Raw genomic sequence first — 17,267 nt, forward strand, 5'->3', positions numbered from 1 at the left:
GACTTGTTCTCGATTAATCTGCTCTCGACTAATTTTTTTTCGAACTTCCTGGAAACCATGCCATGCAACTCTCAGCTTTGACCGCCCTCTCCCCCGTTGACGGCCGCTACGCCTCTAAAGCCGCCGCCCTGCGCGAACACTTCAGCGAATTCGGCCTGATCCGCGCCCGTGTGATTGTGGAAGTTCGCTGGTTGCAGCGCTTGGCCGAGCACACGAAAATCGTTGAAGTGCCGCCCCTCTCCGCTGAAGCGACGGCGTTTCTTGAGCAGTTGATTCGTGAGTTTTCGATTGCCGATGCCGAGCGGATCAAAGAGATTGAGCGCACCACCAATCACGACGTCAAAGCGGTTGAGTACTTCCTGAAAGAGAAGATCGCCGGTCAGGCCGAGCTCCACGCAGTCACCGAGTTCATTCACTTTGCCTGCACCAGCGAAGATATCAACAACCTCTCTTACGGTGTGATGCTCAGCGACGGCTTAAAAGCCATGCTGCCCACCATGCACGAAGTGGCTGACGAAATCGCCAAGCTGGCAATTGCCCATGCCGCCCAGCCAATGCTGTCGCGTACTCATGGTCAAACCGCCACCCCGACCACGTTAGGCAAAGAGATGGCCAACGTCGCCTACCGCCTTAAGCGCCAGCTTAAGCAAATTGAAGCGGTGGAAGTGCTTGGCAAAATCAATGGCGCCGTGGGCAACTACAATGCCCACCTGACGACTTACCCAGAGATCGACTGGGAAGCCAATGCGCGCACCTTCGTGGAAGGTTTGGGGCTAACGTTCAACCCCTACACCACTCAGATTGAGCCCCACGACTATATCGCCGAACTGTTTGATGCCATTTGCCGCTTCAATACGATCCTGATCGACTTCGATCGCGACGTATGGGGTTACATCTCACTGGGCTACTTTAAGCAGCGCACGGTCGAGGGCGAAATTGGCTCATCCACCATGCCGCATAAAGTTAACCCGATCGATTTTGAGAACTCCGAGGGCAACCTGGGCCTAGCCAATGCGGTGCTTAGCCACCTAGCGCAAAAGCTGCCGATCTCCCGCTGGCAGCGCGACCTGACTGACTCCACCGTGTTACGTAACCTTGGCGTAGGCTTGGCGTATGGGCTGATTGCTTACCACGCCAGCCTAAAAGGCATCAGCAAGCTTGAAGCCAACCCTGAGCGTTTAGACGCTGATCTGGATAACAGTTGGGAAGTGCTTGCCGAGCCCATCCAAACGGTAATGCGCCGCTACGGCATTGAGAAGCCCTACGAAAAACTCAAGCAGCTGACCCGTGGCAAACGTATTGACCAAGCAGGCTTTGCGGCGTTTATTGATACCCTTGAACTACCCAGCGACGTCAAAACCGAATTGAAGGCGCTTTCACCGGCCAACTATATTGGTAATGCCCAGGCACAAGCCGAAGCACTGACACATCAGCTAAACTCGCTGTAACCCATTTGCTGTAACCCATTTGTTGTGACCAACTTGCTGTGACCAACGTTGCTGCGACCACTACACCAGGACACGCCATGAACCATCACGATAAGCCGCTAACACTGCTGGGCGATCTTACCGCCGCAGACTTTCTGGCCAATTATTGGCAGCAAAAGCCGCTGCTGATTCGTGGCGCAATGCCCGATTTCATTAGCCCGATTGAAGCCGATGAGCTGGCGGGACTCGCCTGCGAGCCTGGCGTAGAGGCACGCCTGGTAGAAGAAGAAGGCCCCGATGGGCCTTGGCAGGTCTCCCACGGCCCCTTTGACGAAGCCACCTTTGAACGGCTGCCAGAGAACAACTGGAGCCTTCTCGTGCAGGCCGTTGACCATTACGTGCCTGCGGTCGCCGCGCTAATGGACGAGTTTGACTTCCTGCCACGCTGGCGGCTCGATGACGTGATGATCAGCTACGCGCCTCCTGGCGGCAATGTGGGCGCGCATATCGATCAATACGATGTCTTTTTACTCCAAGCCAGCGGCCACCGCCGCTGGCAGCTGGGCGGCAAGCTCACGGAAGATGCGCCGATCATCCAAGGCATTGATCTTCGCATTTTGAAAGAATTCACCGTAGAACCAGATTCGGATTGGGTGCTTGACCCCGGCGACATGCTCTATCTACCCCCTGGCTGGGCACATCACGGTGTGAGCCAAAGCGATGATTGCATGACGATCTCGATTGGCTTCCGCGCGCCCTCCGCCGATGAGGCAATTACCTCCTATGCGGATTATTTGGGCGAGCAGCTTCCTGCCTCACAGCGTTATAGTGATGCGGGCATGGCGCCTGCCGAGCAGGTCGGTGAGCTGGACGACGCCGCCGTTGAACGTATGCGCCAGTTGATCATGTCAACGCTCGACAACCCCACTCAGATTGCCCAGTGGTTTGGCCGGGTAATGACCCAGCCCAAGTATGTGGATCAAGTAGTGCCGCTTGAAACGCCGCTAACCGAAGCGGCGCTTGTTGCTCAACTACAAGAGGGCGAGCCGCTCTACCATATGCCCGGCTCACGCTTTGCCTGGCGCCGCGATGCCAGCGGTACCACGCTATTTGTGGATGGTGACGGCCACGCCTGTTCAACTGAATTAGCCAAACGCCTAGCCGATACCACCCCACTCTACGCCGAAGACCTTGAGCTTGACGGTGCCGCAGCGCTTATTACCCAGTTGGTCAACACCGGCAGCTTGGGCTTTATGAGCGATGAGGGTGAGGACGACGAGGCGTATTAATGGCCATTACCCACATTAGTACTGGTGACTGGGAGACACTTGGCCCGGCAGCTAGCGAGATCCGCCGCAAGGTGTTTATCGATGAGCAGAACGTGCCTCAGGAAGAGGAGTGGGATGGACTGGACCCCGCGTGCCAGCACTTTCTCGCTATGCTTGACGGCCAGCCAGTGGGCACCGCACGCTTGCTACCCGATGCGCACATTGGCCGTGTCGCGGTACTCGCTAATGCCCGCGGCACCGGCATTGGCGTACTGCTGATGCAGGCTGCGATTGAGGCGGCACGTCATGCGGGCCACCTCCAGGTGGTCCTCAGCGCTCAGGTCCATGCTCTAGCGTTTTATGAGCGGCTGGGCTTCGTCGCTCATGGCGATGAATTTCTGGATGCGGGCATTCCCCATCGAGAAATGACACTTTCGCTTGATTAATAAGCTCTCTTGATTGATCTCTAGCACTGCCTCGGCAGTGCTTTTTTGTGCGCTCTTGCCGCCATCTTGACGAAAAACGACTACACAAACCCTCCCTTCCTCTACCCCGTTGTCGTCGGGCTACAACCCCCTGTGCCCCGAAGTGTCAATTGTTGAGTGAGCCATCCTCGTGGATAGTTATTGCATTGCAGCGTTAAGCCGATTTGATCAAGCCATCAAGCCCGCGCTCAACGCTGTAGCTGAAGTCTCTAGCGCTGCTGCTTCTAGCTTTCAAGACGTTTGCATGAGAGACGATTGGCTGAGAGACGATTGACCTAGAGACACAATCACGAAATTCAATAATGCTAAATACAACTTCGCAGGTGCAGCATAAGCAAAAGCTGATTTGCGAAACACTATCCAGCCCGAAGAGGATAAGCTCATGACAGGACTGCTCGACGATATCAAAGCAATGGCCCAGTTACGCGAAGCGCAAGGCGGCAAATGGGACGCCATCAAACCGGAATACGCCGCCCGTATGCGTGCACAAAACCGCTTCCACACAGGCCTGGACATCGCTCGATACACCGCCAAAATCATGCGCGAGGATATGGCTGCCTATGACGCTGATACCTCAAAGTACACCCAGTCGTTGGGTTGCTGGCACGGCTTTATTGGTCAGCAGAAGCTGATCTCGATCAAAAAGCACTTTGGCACCACCAAGCGTAGCTACCTCTACCTTTCCGGCTGGATGGTTGCCGCGCTGCGCTCTGAGTTTGGCCCGCTTCCCGACCAGTCAATGCACGAAAAGACCTCTGTCGCGAATCTCATCGAAGAGCTCTACACCTTCCTGAAACAAGCCGATGCGTGGGAGCTTAACCACCTGTTCCGCGCCCTGGATGAAGCCAAAGAGGCTGGTGACAGCGGCAAAGAACAGGAACTAATCAGCAAAATCGATAACTACGAAACCCATATCGTTCCGATCATTGCGGATATCGACGCGGGCTTTGGTAATGCAGAAGCCACCTACCTGCTCGCCAAGAAGTTTATTCAAGCGGGCGCCTGCTGCATTCAGCTGGAAAACCAGGTTTCCGATGAGAAGCAGTGCGGTCACCAGGACGGTAAAGTCACCGTGCCCCACGAAGACTTCCTGGCTAAAATTAACGCCGTGCGTTACGCCTTCCTCGAACTCGGTATTGAAGATGGCGTGATCGTGGCACGTACCGACTCACTCGGCGCAGGCTTGACGCAAAAAATTGCCGTCACCAATGAGCCAGGCGATCTCGGCGATCAGTACAACAGCTTCCTCGACGGGGATGTGATCGAAAACGCCGCCGACATCAATAACGGCGACGTTGTCATCAAGCAAAACGGTAAGCTGGTTAAGCCCAAGCGCCTCGCCTCTGGCCTTTACCAGTTCAAGGCAGGCACTGGCGAAGATCGCGTCATTCTTGACTGCATCACCAGCCTGCAAAACGGCGCCGACCTGCTTTGGATCGAAACCGAAAAGCCCCACGTGGGCCAGATCGCCAGCATGGTAAACCGGATTCGCGATGTCGTGCCGGATGCCAAACTGGTCTACAACAACTCGCCGTCGTTCAACTGGACGCTGAACTTCCGCCAGCAGGTGTTCGATGCGTGGCAGGAAGAAGGTAAGGATGTTTCTGCCTACCAGCGTGACAAGTTAATGAGCGCCGAGTACGACGACACCGAACTGGGTCAGCTGGCCGATGAGTGGACACGTAATTTCCAGCGTGACTCGTCTCGCGAAGCAGGCATCTTCCACCACTTAATTACGCTGCCGACTTACCACACGGCCGCCCTCTCCACCGACAACCTGGCGAAAGGCTACTTTGGCGATGAAGGTATGCTGGCTTACGTGAAAGGCGTACAGCGCCAGGAAATTCGTCAGGGCATCGCCACGGTTCGCCACCAGGATATGGCAGGCTCCAATATCGGTGATGATCATAAAGAATTCTTCCACGGTGATGCCGCGCTCAAAGCCGGTGGCAAAGACAACACCATGAATCAATTTGGGTAATAATCACCACGTTACTTTTTGATCCCTGCACAGGAGGCCTAACGGCCTCCTGTTTTGGTTCATTCTGGGTATTTGCACACTGTTTTCTTAATACGCTGTTACACTTTCCGCTATGATCGCCGTTATGATGTTTCGTGACTACTGTGCTGTCAGCTTTGACCTTTTCCATCGATTGCTGGTCAAAACGGTTTACATCAGCTACCTTTAACGAACACCGTTTTATAACTACGATTGCTCTTCACTTTGCCGTTTAAAGATGGCGGTGTAGGCGACAGTTAATTCAATTGACACTCTGGAGGTTTTAATGAAACGTCTTCTTCTACCGGCTGTAGCTTTAAGTATTCTCACGTTGGCTGGATGTGCCAACACCTCGGGATACTCGGGTGATGTTTATCGCGGCAACCAAGCAAAAACCGGCCAAAGCGTTACCTACGGCACTATCGTGGCGGTTCGCCCTGTACAGATTCAAGCCGACAGCCGCGCTGGAGGCCTTTTAGGCAGCGGTGGTGGCGCCATTATCGGCGGCCTTCTGGGCAACCAAGTGGGCGGTGGTTCAGGCCGTCAATTGGCAACCGTGGCAGGCGCACTCGGCGGTGCCGTCGCGGGTACGGCAGCTGAAGACGCGACTAACCGCGTTGACGCCCTTGAAATGGAAATTCGTCGTGACGACGGTACCGATATTGTTGTCGTTCAGCGTGCAGACCGCCAGTTCCAAGCTGGTCAGCGTGTACGCTTAATCGGTAGCGGCGCTAGCATAAGTGTTGCACCTTACTAATTGATTGCTGTCGATCAATAGTATTTTGTTATCAAAAAAGCCCGGCCATCTTATTAGATGGCCGGGCTTTTTTATGGCAACTGACTTTTTATGGCGGTTAACTTAATGATGGGTCTTGTTACTTGCCCAATTAGCCAGTGCCATGATGGCCCAACCAATAAGGGCTAGCAGAATGACCACCAACAGCATCTCTACGGGCTGGATCAGAGTGGTGGCTCCCAGTACTGCCAGCGAAATCACCCATAAGTAGCGATTGTTGCCATGGCTCTTCAGCACACTGGGCAACATCTTATCCAACCCTTGGCTAACGCCCTTATTCCAGCGGTCATTGACAAAATAAGCAATCAGGCAAAAGGCGACAAGCCAAATAATCAAGATCGTCATTGCATGCTCCAAAATGATAGGGCAAAGAAAAAAGTGATGGCCGTAGGGTATCCCTGGTCACCCTAGCGCGCAATACCGTCGAAAGTGGTGGGTAGGAAAAAGCGCCCTTACCCCCTGACAAGTCAGCCTACACGCGTTACCATGTTGGAACATGCACTCACCGAAAGGTTATTCCATGCAAATTGCGCAAAACTCGGTTGTCGCGTTTCACTACACCCTGACTAACGATGCAGGTGAAGTGCTAGACAGTTCTGAAGGCCGTGAGCCGCTTACCTACCTCCATGGCGCCGGTAACATTATTCCGGGCCTTGAGAAAGAGCTGGAAGGCCGTGCTGCTGGCGAAAAGCTGAACGTTAGCGTTTCACCTGAAGAAGGTTATGGCGAACTGCAAGAGCAGCTAATGCAGGAAGTACCGCGCGATGCGTTCCAGGGCGTTGAAAGCATTGAGCCGGGCATGCAGTTCCAAGCCCAGACTCAAGGTGGCCCGCTGATGGTTACTGTTAAGAAAGTTGAAGGCGATACGGTCGTTGTTGATGGCAACCACCCGCTGGCAGGCCAGCAGCTCAACTTTGACGTTGAGATCGCGGAAGTACGTGAAGCCAGTGCTGAAGAAGTCGAGCATGGCCACGTGCACGGCGAAGGCGGCGTTGAGCACTAAGACGCTCCCGCTACCGATAGAAAAAGGTGACCTGCGGGTCACCTTTTTTGTGGCTAACGAAAAATTTGCTTATTCATCGGGTATCAGCACTAGCTGGCCGTGGCGCACGCTTCGCGACGAGGTAACTTCAGCGGCGAACTGCTTAAGCACACGCCCCTGACCTTTGAGCAGCGCTACTTCCAGGCAACTGTCATGATTGATATGCACGTGCAGGGTCGAAAGCGTGAGTTCATGATGGTCATGGGAATGACGGGTCAAGCGCTTAGATAGCTCGCGAGCGGCATGGTCGTAAACATACACCAGCGCGCCCATGCAGGGCGAATCCGGTGCAGCCTCTTCTCTCAATTGTTTTAAGCCACTGCGGGTTAAATCACGAATCGCTTCTGAGCGGTTTTGGTAGCCGCGCTCGTGCATCAACGCATCTACTTCTGCCACCAGTTCCTCATCAAGCGTTACCGTTACACGCTGCATTCACGCCTCCTCTTATAAGACCTGCTTTCCATGTGCTGCCGCCACCGTTAGTATGATGTTATTGTAAAAACATCATACTAAATAGCGTAAAGGATAAAGCGATGGCTCCACCAACTCGGCCTATCTTACTGGGTATTGCGCTAAGTTGTTTAGCTGCCATCAGCACCGCCGAGGCAAAAGAGCAGTTAATTCTGGCTATTGGTGGCGAACCCGAACAGGGCTTCGATCCACTTTTGGGTTGGGGACAGTACGGTACTCCGCTGTTTCAGTCGACGCTACTCTCGCGGGGCAAGCATCTTACGCCGCAGCCAGAACTTGCCACTCAGTGGTCGCTCTCTGAAGATCGCCTCACCTGGACGCTAACGCTACGTAAAGATGCCCGCTTTGCCGACGGCACACCGTTGACTGCCGAAGATGTGGCCTACACTTTTAATACTGCGGCAGAAGCAGGTGGGCGGGCAGACTTAAGCGCGCTCGAAGAGGCCAATGCCGTTGATGATCAGACCGTCGCCCTTCACCTTCATGCCCCGCGAATTACCTTTATAGACCAACTGATGACGCTGGGCATTGTGCCCCACGCCGAGCGGGATAACGGCTATAGCGAGCAATACGGCCGACATCCCTTAGGCTCTGGCCCCTATCAACTGATGGAGTGGCAGGAAGGCGAACAGCTGATAGTTGAACGAAATCCCTATTTTTACGGCCCTGCCCCCGCCTTCGATCGCCTGATATTTCTGTTTACCAATGAAGACGCCACGCTCAGTGCGGCCCATGCAGGCCAAGTCGATATCGCATCCATTCCACCGGCGTTGGCGGCCAATGTGCCTGGGCATATGCAACGGGTCACCATGGAGAGCGTCGATAATCGCGGCATTCTTTTCCCCATGCAGCCTGCAAATGGCGAACACGCCGCTTCCGGCGCACCGATTGGCAACGACGTGACCGCGGATCTTGCGATTCGTCAGGCGATTAACCTCGCCGTGGACAGAAAGACATTGGTAGAGGTGGCGTTGCATGGCTACGGCCGCCCCGCTTACGGCCCTGCCGATGGGCTCCCTTGGAGCAGTGAAGACGAGCGAGTTGAAGCACCTAATATTGCCCGCGCTGAGAAGCTTCTCGACGCAGCAGGCTGGAACCTGCGCGACGACGGCCTGCGCTATAAAGATGGCCTACCCGCTCGCTTTCGGCTTACCTACCCCTCAAGCGATACCACCCGTCAACTGCTTGCGGAAGTGAGTGCCGAGATGGTTCGACCATTGGGCATCGAGATGCAGCCAACAGGCCGCCACTGGGATGAAATCCAGCGTGAAGCGCTTCATCAGGACGCCATCCTATTCGGTTTTGGCAGTCGCAGCCCCCAGGAGGTCTACTACCTTTTCCACAGTCAGCATGCCGGTAACGGTTTTTATAACAGCGGCCTCTACGCCAACGCTGAAGTGGATACATACTTAGATGCCGCCCAGGCTGCGAAGAGTATTGAAGAAGCTAACCAGTACTGGCGCGCTGCCCAATGGGATGGCACCACTGGCTATGGCGTACGCGGCGATAGCAGCTGGGCGTGGCTGGTTAACCTTGAACACGCTTACTTCGCCAACACCTGTTTAGACGTTGGCGAGCTTGGCATTGCGCCCCACGGCCACGGCTGGCCCATCACCGCTAATCTGCTTGAATGGCGCTGGGCATGCAATTAATCCCGCGTATCGCAAGGCGTCTTGGCCGCCTGACGCTAGTGCTGCTGTGCGTAGCCCTGGTGTCATTTGGTCTGATGATGGTCTCGCCCGTCGACCCCGTGGATGCCTACCTTGGGCCACAGATGGCGCAGGTAAGCCCGGAACAGCGTGCCCTGATTGCCGAACGCTGGGGATTCGATGCGCCACCCGCCGTTCAATTTGGGCATTGGTTGCGCCAGTTGGTAAGCGGTGATTTAGGCTGGAGTCATGTTTATAACCAGCCAGTCAGCGAGGTTATCGGCCAGCGATTTCAACGCTCAATCATGCTGCTGGGCAGCGCATGGCTACTCGCAGCGCTGCTGGGGTTTAGTCTCGGCGTTGCGGCAGGCGCTAAAGAGGGCTCCACGCTGGATAACCTCATTAGTAGCTACGCCTATATTACCGCCTCCACGCCTGCTTTTTGGCTGGCAATAGTCGCCGTGCTGCTATTTTCGGTGACCCTGGGTTGGACACCCCCCTGCTGCGCAGGCCCCACTGGAGTTTTGAATCAAGATGTCACCCTTGCCTCCCGATTGCATCATCTGCTGCTGCCGGCCATCACGCTGGCACTGCTGGGCATCGCCAATATTACCCTGCATACTCGCACACGCATGCTGGAGTTAATGCGCTCTGAGGTAGCGACCCACGCCTTCGCCCAGGGCGCTAGCCGGTTTGATATCGCTTGGCGGCACGGCGTCCGTCACGCCAGCTTACCGGCGATTACGCTTGCATTTGCTTCGCTGGGGGAGCTCTTTGGCGGCTCGATTCTAATCGAGCAAGTCTTTGCTTACCCCGGTTTAGGGCAAGCCACCGTAGCAGCGGGCTTGCGTAGCGACGTTCCCCTACTGCTGGGTATTGCGCTCTTTACCGCGCTATTTGTTAGTGTCGGTAATATGATCGCCGATAGCCTGTATAGCGCTATCGACCCGCGCATGACGTCAGGTGGCCTATGAACTCAGGCCAACCACCCAGCTATCCACCACCCAATCTCTATTCACAGCCACGACTTCGTGCCGCACTCAGCCTGGTCGTTACCACCCTGCTGGTGTTGGGGTTAATCGCTAGCCAGTGGCTGCTGGGCGATTCGCCCCAGCAGATGCAGTTTGATGCTCGACTAGCGCCGCCCAGCGTTGATCACTGGCTCGGCACTGACGCGTTGGGCCGGGAGCTCTGGGCGCGCACGCTGGCGGGGCTGGCACTTAGCTTTTGGGTGGGCTGCCTGGCCGCTCTACTGAGTACGCTGATTGCGCTGAGCTTGGCCGCCCTAGCCACGCTTTCGTCTCGGCTGGATACACTGGTAAGTTTGCTGATTGATACGCTGCTTAGCGTACCGCATCTCATTTTATTAATACTAATTGCCTTTGCGCTGGGCGGCGGCACCCAGGCGGTGATTATTGCCGTGGCGGTGACCCACTGGCCAAGCCTTGCCCGAGTGCTGCGCGCGGAGCTTTGGCAATTGCGCCAGGCCCCCTATGTGCGAATTTCCCAGGCGCTAGGTAAATCACGCTGGTTTGTGCTCCACGGCCACCTGTTACCCCACCTGATTCCCCACTGTTTGGTCGGCGCCCTACTGCTGTTCCCTCATGCCATTCTCCACGAAGCGGCATTGACCTTTTTGGGCTTTGGCTTGAGCCCCAGCCAGCCCGCTATTGGCGTACTGCTGGCCGATGCCATGCGCTATTTAAGCGGCGGTTACTGGTGGCTGGGGGTATTTCCGGGCCTGGGGCTGCTGTTGATGGTGCTGGGATTCGAGCGCCTTTCCACTCATCTACGCCGAGCCCTTTAGCGCTTTCAAGGAGATTACTGATGGGAAGTTTACCGTGTTAACGATTGATCGGCTGTCGCTACAGCTACCGCTATATGCCTCCAGGTGGAAGCGTGAATGGGCCACCTGCCTGAATGAATTTTCGCTAACGTTTTGCTCTGGGGAGGTACATGCAGTGGTGGGCGCCTCCGGCGCCGGAAAAAGTCTGTTGGCCTATGCGATTATGGGCCTACTACCCTCATCTGCGCGTTTGAATGGCCAGCTTGCCTACCAAGGAACACCGCTCGACGAAGCTCGCCAGCGCCAGCTTCGCGGCCGGGAGCTGGCGCTTATTCCTCAGTCGCTTAACGCACTCGACCCACTGGTGCGCACCCAGCGCCAAGTGACCTGGGCGGCCCAGCGCGCCGGACAATTGTCGCGTCACGCTCGACACTCCGCCCAACAAGCCTTAGACCACTACCAGCTAGATGCTCGCGCCCAGCAGGCCTACGCCCACGAGCTTTCCGGCGGGATGGCCCGCCGTGTATTGACGGCGATGGCCCATGTCAGCCAGGCCCAACTGGTGATTGCTGATGAGCCCACCGTGGGCCTTGACCCTCTCCAGCGCCAGCGTGTTTTGGATGCGCTGCGCGGACTGGCTGACCGAGGAAAAACAGTAATATTAATTACCCACGACCTGCGCCACGCCCTGCCGATTGCTGATCTCGTTACCATTATGCGCGACGGCCAGCAGGTCGAAACGGCCCCGGCCGACGCCTTTAAAGGCAGCGGCGCTTCGCTTGCCAATGCTTATTCCCAGGCATTGTGGTTAGCACTACCCGACAATGACTTTTCGAGCCACGCGGCATGCCAAACACAACAGACGGAACAGGAGGCCACCGTTGCTTGAAGCGCGCCAGCTTAGCTTTCATTTCTCACCTGATGCGCCTTTGTTTGATTCCGTTTCACTCAGGCTGAACGCGGGCCAGTGGGTAGGATTGAGCGGTGACTCGGGGGCAGGCAAATCGACGTTGGGCAAACTACTGGCAGGCTACTTAGCTCCGTTTGAAGGAGAGGTAAGCTTAGATGGTAAGGCTCTGCCGAAAAGCGGTATACAGCCCGTTCAATGGCTGCCGCAATCGCCGGAGCTGGCGGTAAACCCCCGATGGCGAGTCGGCAAGATTTTACGCGAAGCGTGGACGCCTACTGAAACCCAGTGCCAGGCGTTTGGCGTGCAGCCAAGCTGGCTATCTCGCTTTCCACAATCGTTATCAGGGGGAGAGCTACAGCGGGTATGTGTATTGCGCGCCCTTGCACCAGAGGTACGCTTTCTAATCGCCGATGAAATCTCAACGATGCTCGACCCCATCACTCAACTTGAACTGTGGCAGGCGCTAAAACAGGAAGCGGAACAACGCCAGCTTGGCGTGCTGGTGATTAGTCACGACAACGCACTACTGGAACGGCTTTGCCCACAGCGCTTGCACTTAAGCGGTAGTCAACTGAAGCCATGGTAGTTGAAAAAGTTAGCTAACCGCTTGGCGACGTTCAAAGCGCCAGAGGCCAAAGGCGATCATTAGCGTAATGCTTAGCAGTAACCACGAGCCAATGCTCACCCCCGCCCAGCCGGCCCAGCGCCAGAACGGCTCCAGCCAGAAGCCACCCAAACTGGCACCCACGTAGTAGAACACCAGATAGAGCGCCGAGGCGCTGCCCCGGGCGCCCTGAGCATAACGCCCCACCCAACTGGAAGCCAACGAGTGCGCCAGGAAAAAGCCGAAGGCATTGATGCTCAAGCCGACAATAATCAGTACTAGCGACTCAGGTAAGGTGATTGCCGTGCCCAGCATTAAAATCACCACCCCCATCATCATGCATGCCGCTGGCGAAAGACGTCCTGCCAATCGACCGGAAATCATCGACCCAAAAGTGCCGCCTAGATAGGTTAAGAAAATCAGCCCCAAACCGCTGGCCGCCAGTTGATAGGGGGCCGCCGCTAACCGGAAGGTGATGTAACTGTATTGGTTGATAAATATCAGGAAATTAATGCCACCCAAGCAGTACGCGGCAAGCAGCACCGGGTTGCGCAGATGACTGACTAAATCGCTTGCCGCTTTACGCAGCTCAAAGCGCTGGGGAGTAAAGGCGCGACTATTGGGTAACAACCGCCAAAAGACGATGCAGCCGATTAGCGTCATGATACCTACCGCTAAAAATGCCGCAGTGGGGCCTCCTATTTCGGCAGCGGCCCCACCGACAATACGCCCACTGATCCCGCCGAGCGAATTCGCGCCAATATAGAGCCCTACTGCACTTAATAGCGCTGGCTTCTCAAACTCATCGCCCATCCAGGCGATCGCCACTGCTGGCAGTCCACCCAGCACAAAGCCCTGCACCAGTCGAAGCAGTAACAAGCTTTCAAAGGTGGGCGCGAAGGCCAAAGCAATGGAGCAGCCCCCTGCCAGCAGCAAGGTTATACGCATGATACCTTCGCGACCGATGGCATCCGAAAGGGGACCGAATACCAGCAGTGCCAAGGCGAGAGAGAGGGTCGATACGGACATGAGCAGGCTGACGCCCAGGGTCGAGACATCGTACGTCTCCTTTAACCCAGGCAACAGCGGCTGCGGTGCATAGAGATTAATAAAAACAAGAAATGAGCCGAGGCAAAGCGCCAAGGTGGCGCGCCACCAGGCGCGCGTTTTGGCTTCAATCATGCCGTTCCTAACTAAAAAGTGAGAGGCCTGACGGCTAGAAAACACTTCCGCTTAGCTGGGCCAAATGCGTTGGCTCCAGGGCACGACGCGCCTGCCAGTAGTAACGTCGCCAGTAACTATTATCCAAGCTGGAAATAATCACCCCTTTCGAGGTCGAGGCATGCAGAAAATAGCCATTACCGACATAAATGCCGACATGGTTATATCGACCTGGGGGGCTGAAGAACACCAGATCGCCCGCCTGCAGCTCTTGGCGGTCGATCGGGCGTCCCTCGTGTATTTGCCCCCTAGTGGAGCGCGGTAACTCTAAATTAAAGGTGTCACGGTAAACATTGCGAACCAGCGCCGAACAGTCAATCCCTCTTTCTGTCGTGCCGCCAATCCGGTAAGGCGTTCCTGCCCAGCGCTGGTGCTGGGCCAGCAGCGCCTCACGAATCACTGTTGGCGGCGGGACTTGCATACTGCGCAATTGCGCATCGATGGGATCAACCGGTGACATTTGCGGGTTAGCGCCCATTCCCGGTAGCGTCATCGAAAAGTAATTCTCTGGGGCCTGCATGTTGCTCTGTCGTGTCGAGCCTGCGCAACCAGCCACCAATGTCACTATAAAACAAACACTTACAACACGTACAGCGGTCACAGCGGGGCGTGGCAACGCAACCATGCGATTAACCTCGACACATAGAATAAAGGGATGGTATGACAAAAATCATTTTTCCTCGCACGACTATAAGCTAGTTATCCTATGCTTGGCGAGCCTCAATGTAAGGTGCGCTGATCACCAGGCAATGTATCTATATGCAACGGCGCAAAATGGCGCGGTTTATTGCCGGGAAAATCCAGGCTCACCCACGGCCCAGCTAGCACCGGCGCACCGCATACCCAGGCCACCAACGCCTGACGAAAACCGGCTAAAAAGCTCTCTCGCTCTGGGGTTTCGCCCATAAAAAATGAGAAGCCAGCGTACATGCCCATGGCATACTCTTGCCACCCGGCGTAGTGATCCGCCGCAAGCTGATAAGCGCGATCCAATAAGGTGGCAAACGCAGCGCTATCTAGCCAACCAAGCTGCCGTGCGGCAATCGCCAGATCGACCAGTTGGGCAATATCCCAGGCCGCCATATCGACGTCATTACAGCCATCTTCGTTGTCGCGTACCCGACGTAAACGAAGCAGATGGTGGCGCTCGTCTTCAGCACAGTCGCCAGATTCAAGAATGGCGATTTCAGCGCTTAAACGTTCGGTATTGAGGGTGTAAGGAGCGTAGTTAATCTGATACTCCTGGCGATCCCCCGCCTCGAGCATGTAGGTCAAAAATTCCTGCATATCCCCAGCACTGCTCAAGTGGTAATGGCTCTCTACCCACTCGCGAATTTCAGCGCACTCACGGGCGCTTTCGGGCTGTGGTTCACTCCATACGGCACTGTTTAAAGGCCCGACCAGCGACATGGCCGTGAAGTGGCTTAAGGTGGGCCGACTGCCCGGCTCACGCCAGGCGTCGTGGCGCCAATCCAACCAGTGGAACAGGCTGCCTGGGTCTTCAATATGCCAAATAATTTCGTTAATTAACGATGCATGCTCGGGCTCAGGCAGGCAGCTCTCCCACGCAAACCAGGCGTCTAACAAGCGCTTGGCATTGGGGTAAAATCGACACAGGCAGCTGCGCAGCGCACTGGCATACTCCATCAATGGCCCGCGATCCAATAAGCCGCTATCAAGGGACATATGCAGATAGAAGGCGAACTTCTCAGCCATATGGATAGTCGCCGCGTGACGGCTCACACCCTTGACGGCATTACGCTGCTTAAGCTCTTCCGGAGTCGGCTGGCCGAACCAGCTTTGTGAGGGTGGCAAAACGCCATGCACCGCGTCGGCTGCCAGTTGATTAAGATGATGCGCCTGAGCGGGTAACCAGTAGCGCGCCAATGCATGGGCACCTTCGTCGGCGTGCAGACCCAATGACTCCTGCAAATAAAGCGCCGCATCGGCTCGCTGCTCTTCCGGTAGTGCGGCTGACGGGTCTATTTGGCGCAGCATCACATCCGGTTCACGCACGCTGGCCAGCGCCAGCAGCCAGTGATGGGGCGTATTACGCCATTGGCGAATGCGCGCTTGAGAGGCCTTCCGCGTGGGCTCATCCAACAGTTCCCCCGGCGGACGTTTCCAGGGGCTATAAGCGCTGTGCAGCAGTAGCTGATGCCGCTCGCTGGGTGTTTTCCCTCGGCGGTCAATACCATCAAACAGACTCTGTCCCCGACCGTAAGCGTTAAGAACCGCGTACCAGTCATGATAGCGGCGGCTGATCAAATCGGCGGCATGTCCCGCCAAGTCATCGGCTTCCTCTTGGCTGAGCCAACCACAGCAGGCGCCTGCCCAGGCAAGCTCGACAAGCCGTAGCCAATCCCAGGCAGCCCACTCCAGCGGCTCACCCTGGCTAACAAATTTATTCAGCACCGGCGCATAGGGCGACTCCTCCACCACGCTGCGCTGCCACTCCATACGCTGAGCGCCGTCCATACTCAATAGTTCGCGGGCTTCTATATCCCAGCGCTGGCGCTCGCCTTGGGCGCCTAGCCACAACATTACCCCCAGCAGCGCATCGCGGTCATGGACATCCCACACGTGGGCCAGCCACTCAGCGGCGTCGGGCCAGTCGGTTTGGCTTGCAGGGTAGACGATGATCGGCCGAAACAGCGCGCATAGTCGCCAGCTCTGAGCCGCTGGCTGTTGCGGCCATAGAGAAGAAGGGGCAGGCAGTTTCGTCAGGGCATGTTCAAGTGTTTCCCAAGTAACACCTTCGCCATCGGTTTCGAGATTGGCCAGCGCCTGGCAGGCATCGATAAAGCGGTCATCAGCGCCACCTTCCCAACCTCTTACGCCCAGGGCGCGACGCAGATCGGCGAGCCATGCGCGCAGATCGCTGTAATCGCGGGTAATACGCCGCGTTAAATGGTGCGCCCAGGCGCGTGACTGATCTGCTTCTAACCAGCCCGCCGCGCCAGCAAGCGCAGCCCACTCGAGCGCGCCCAATAGCCGATCGGCACGACCTGCAGGGGCACCCAGGCCGTGGAACAGTTGCTCGGCCAGCTCCCCCCGATCGGTAATTCCCAGTTGCAGCAAACGCTGCTCAGCAGCACCTGCATCGACCGCCAGCGGATGAGGAGTAAACGCCCAATCACACAGCACAAGCTGTTGGGCCCACCAGGCATTTAACGCGTCGATCAAGAGGCACCTCGAAAAAGCATAGTATCACCACCAACTAACACAGGGTCGCTACCAGCAAAGCGCCGGAATAAAGCCGCCTAGTGTAACGGAAAGTGGCCCGAACACCGATAGCATCTGTATAAACGACACCGCCCGGCACAAGGCCGGGCGGTCGTCAAACGGGTCACAGCTAAACAGCTACGCTTTTTTGACCTTACTAATCACCCACAAGAGCACCACGGCCCCTACCGTTGCAGTGACCAGCGAACCGATAAAACCACCGGAAGAGAGGCCTAAAAGGCTGAACAAGAAACCACCCACAAGCGCACCAACGATGCCCACACCAATATTACCCAGGATGCCGAAACCGCCACCGCGCATGATGTTGCCGGCAATCCAACCAGCCAGGCCACCAATGATTAACCATGCAATAAAGCCCATATA

At 56.1% G+C, this 17,267-nt stretch carries 17 protein-coding genes; 11 read left to right on the forward strand and 6 right to left on the reverse strand.

Annotation, left to right across the window (positions count from 1 at the left end; all coding sequences use genetic code 11):
• The first annotated feature begins 62 nt into the window (after positions 1–62).
• From purB to V8L71_RS11410, 5 genes are all read left to right on the forward strand, one after another.
• Positions 63–1,448 carry an adenylosuccinate lyase gene (gene purB / locus V8L71_RS11390; RefSeq protein WP_101146098.1) on the forward strand — a complete coding sequence of 462 codons (1,386 nt, stop codon included), beginning with the start codon at positions 63–65 and terminating at the stop codon, positions 1,446–1,448.
• A gap of 77 nt (positions 1,449–1,525) precedes the next feature.
• Positions 1,526–2,716 carry a cupin domain-containing protein gene (locus V8L71_RS11395; protein ID WP_101146097.1) on the forward strand — a complete coding sequence of 397 codons (1,191 nt, stop codon included), beginning with the start codon at positions 1,526–1,528 and terminating at the stop codon, positions 2,714–2,716.
• Positions 2,716–3,141: a GNAT family N-acetyltransferase gene (locus tag V8L71_RS11400; RefSeq protein ID WP_101146096.1), complete on the forward strand. Its 426-nt coding sequence runs from the start codon at positions 2,716–2,718 to the stop codon at positions 3,139–3,141. The genes V8L71_RS11395 and V8L71_RS11400 overlap by 1 nt, the downstream gene beginning before the upstream one ends.
• Positions 3,142–3,562: 421 nt before the next feature.
• Positions 3,563–5,161 (forward strand): isocitrate lyase, encoded by a 1,599-nt coding sequence (locus tag V8L71_RS11405; protein WP_101146095.1) that lies wholly within the window; start codon positions 3,563–3,565, stop codon positions 5,159–5,161.
• A gap of 304 nt (positions 5,162–5,465) precedes the next feature.
• The gene (locus V8L71_RS11410; protein WP_176302689.1) at positions 5,466–5,936 is read left to right on the forward strand and encodes an outer membrane lipoprotein; all 471 of its coding nucleotides are present in this window, start codon (positions 5,466–5,468) and stop codon (positions 5,934–5,936) included.
• A 102-nt stretch (positions 5,937–6,038) separates the two neighbouring features.
• Here the strand turns inward: V8L71_RS11410 and V8L71_RS11415 are convergent, their stop codons facing one another.
• Positions 6,039–6,320 carry a hypothetical protein gene (locus V8L71_RS11415; RefSeq protein WP_176302688.1) on the reverse strand — a complete coding sequence of 94 codons (282 nt, stop codon included), beginning with the start codon at positions 6,318–6,320 and terminating at the stop codon, positions 6,039–6,041.
• Between the two features lie 175 nt (positions 6,321–6,495).
• Between V8L71_RS11415 and V8L71_RS11420 the strand changes: the two genes are divergently transcribed.
• Positions 6,496–6,978 (forward strand): FKBP-type peptidyl-prolyl cis-trans isomerase, encoded by a 483-nt coding sequence (locus tag V8L71_RS11420; RefSeq protein WP_071695751.1) that lies wholly within the window; start codon positions 6,496–6,498, stop codon positions 6,976–6,978.
• A gap of 69 nt (positions 6,979–7,047) precedes the next feature.
• Here the strand turns inward: V8L71_RS11420 and nikR are convergent, their stop codons facing one another.
• Positions 7,048–7,449, reverse strand: coding sequence for a nickel-responsive transcriptional regulator NikR (gene nikR / locus V8L71_RS11425; RefSeq protein WP_336274178.1), 402 nt, complete (start codon positions 7,447–7,449; stop codon positions 7,048–7,050).
• Positions 7,450–7,550: 101 nt separating this feature from the next.
• Here nikR and V8L71_RS11430 point away from each other — a divergent pair, with 101 nt between their 5' ends.
• From V8L71_RS11430 to V8L71_RS11450, 5 genes are read left to right on the forward strand one after another with little or no spacing between them, the layout of a single operon-like run.
• A complete protein-coding gene (locus V8L71_RS11430; RefSeq protein WP_336274179.1) occupies positions 7,551–9,140 on the forward strand; it encodes an ABC transporter substrate-binding protein in 1,590 nt (529 codons plus the stop codon).
• Positions 9,131–10,111, forward strand: a complete 981-nt coding sequence (locus V8L71_RS11435; protein ID WP_336274180.1) for an ABC transporter permease — start codon at positions 9,131–9,133, stop codon at positions 10,109–10,111. The genes V8L71_RS11430 and V8L71_RS11435 overlap by 10 nt, the downstream gene beginning before the upstream one ends.
• Entirely contained in the window at positions 10,108–10,944 is an 837-nt protein-coding gene (locus V8L71_RS11440; protein WP_336274181.1) for an ABC transporter permease, read from the forward strand. Before V8L71_RS11435 ends, V8L71_RS11440 begins: the two co-directional genes overlap by 4 nt.
• Positions 10,945–10,978: 34 nt before the next feature.
• Positions 10,979–11,812 carry an ATP-binding cassette domain-containing protein gene (locus tag V8L71_RS11445; RefSeq protein WP_336274182.1) on the forward strand — a complete coding sequence of 278 codons (834 nt, stop codon included), beginning with the start codon at positions 10,979–10,981 and terminating at the stop codon, positions 11,810–11,812.
• Positions 11,805–12,419, forward strand: coding sequence for an ABC transporter ATP-binding protein (locus V8L71_RS11450; RefSeq protein ID WP_336274183.1), 615 nt, complete (start codon positions 11,805–11,807; stop codon positions 12,417–12,419). Before V8L71_RS11445 ends, V8L71_RS11450 begins: the two co-directional genes overlap by 8 nt.
• 9 nt (positions 12,420–12,428) lie before the next feature.
• Here V8L71_RS11450 and V8L71_RS11455 read toward each other — a convergent pair whose 3' ends face one another.
• The 4 genes from V8L71_RS11455 to V8L71_RS11470 all read right to left on the reverse strand — a co-directional run bounded on the left by V8L71_RS11455 (position 12,429) and on the right by V8L71_RS11470 (position 17,264).
• Positions 12,429–13,619, reverse strand: coding sequence for an MFS transporter (locus V8L71_RS11455; protein ID WP_336274184.1), 1,191 nt, complete (start codon positions 13,617–13,619; stop codon positions 12,429–12,431).
• A gap of 34 nt (positions 13,620–13,653) precedes the next feature.
• Positions 13,654–14,178, reverse strand: coding sequence for a C40 family peptidase (locus V8L71_RS11460; RefSeq protein ID WP_336274185.1), 525 nt, complete (start codon positions 14,176–14,178; stop codon positions 13,654–13,656).
• A gap of 200 nt (positions 14,179–14,378) precedes the next feature.
• On the reverse strand, positions 14,379–16,844 hold the full coding sequence (locus tag V8L71_RS11465) for a DUF1266 domain-containing protein (RefSeq protein WP_336274186.1): 2,466 nt from the start codon (positions 16,842–16,844) through the stop codon (positions 14,379–14,381).
• Between the two features lie 177 nt (positions 16,845–17,021).
• Entirely contained in the window at positions 17,022–17,264 is a 243-nt protein-coding gene (locus V8L71_RS11470) for a GlsB/YeaQ/YmgE family stress response membrane protein (RefSeq protein WP_101146084.1), read from the reverse strand.
• Positions 17,265–17,267 lie beyond the last annotated feature (3 nt).

Origin of the sequence: Vreelandella indica (genome assembly GCF_037070225.1) — a bacterium.
Classification (GTDB): domain Bacteria; phylum Pseudomonadota; class Gammaproteobacteria; order Pseudomonadales; family Halomonadaceae; genus Vreelandella; species Vreelandella arctica.

Coding starts and splice junctions, on each gene's coding strand:
- purB (WP_101146098.1), top strand. CDS start 63: ATGCAACTCTCAGCTTTGACCGCCCTCTCCCCCGTTGACGGCCGCTAC.
- V8L71_RS11395 (WP_101146097.1), top strand. CDS start 1,526: ATGAACCATCACGATAAGCCGCTAACACTGCTGGGCGATCTTACCGCC.
- V8L71_RS11400 (WP_101146096.1), top strand. CDS start 2,716: ATGGCCATTACCCACATTAGTACTGGTGACTGGGAGACACTTGGCCCG.
- V8L71_RS11405 (WP_101146095.1), top strand. CDS start 3,563: ATGACAGGACTGCTCGACGATATCAAAGCAATGGCCCAGTTACGCGAA.
- V8L71_RS11410 (WP_176302689.1), top strand. CDS start 5,466: ATGAAACGTCTTCTTCTACCGGCTGTAGCTTTAAGTATTCTCACGTTG.
- V8L71_RS11415 (WP_176302688.1), bottom strand. CDS start 6,320: ATGACGATCTTGATTATTTGGCTTGTCGCCTTTTGCCTGATTGCTTAT.
- V8L71_RS11420 (WP_071695751.1), top strand. CDS start 6,496: ATGCAAATTGCGCAAAACTCGGTTGTCGCGTTTCACTACACCCTGACT.
- nikR (WP_336274178.1), bottom strand. CDS start 7,449: ATGCAGCGTGTAACGGTAACGCTTGATGAGGAACTGGTGGCAGAAGTA.
- V8L71_RS11430 (WP_336274179.1), top strand. CDS start 7,551: ATGGCTCCACCAACTCGGCCTATCTTACTGGGTATTGCGCTAAGTTGT.
- V8L71_RS11435 (WP_336274180.1), top strand. CDS start 9,131: ATGCAATTAATCCCGCGTATCGCAAGGCGTCTTGGCCGCCTGACGCTA.
- V8L71_RS11440 (WP_336274181.1), top strand. CDS start 10,108: ATGAACTCAGGCCAACCACCCAGCTATCCACCACCCAATCTCTATTCA.
- V8L71_RS11455 (WP_336274184.1), bottom strand. CDS start 13,619: ATGATTGAAGCCAAAACGCGCGCCTGGTGGCGCGCCACCTTGGCGCTT.
- V8L71_RS11460 (WP_336274185.1), bottom strand. CDS start 14,178: ATGCAGGCCCCAGAGAATTACTTTTCGATGACGCTACCGGGAATGGGC.
- V8L71_RS11470 (WP_101146084.1), bottom strand. CDS start 17,264: ATGGGCTTTATTGCATGGTTAATCATTGGTGGCCTGGCTGGTTGGATT.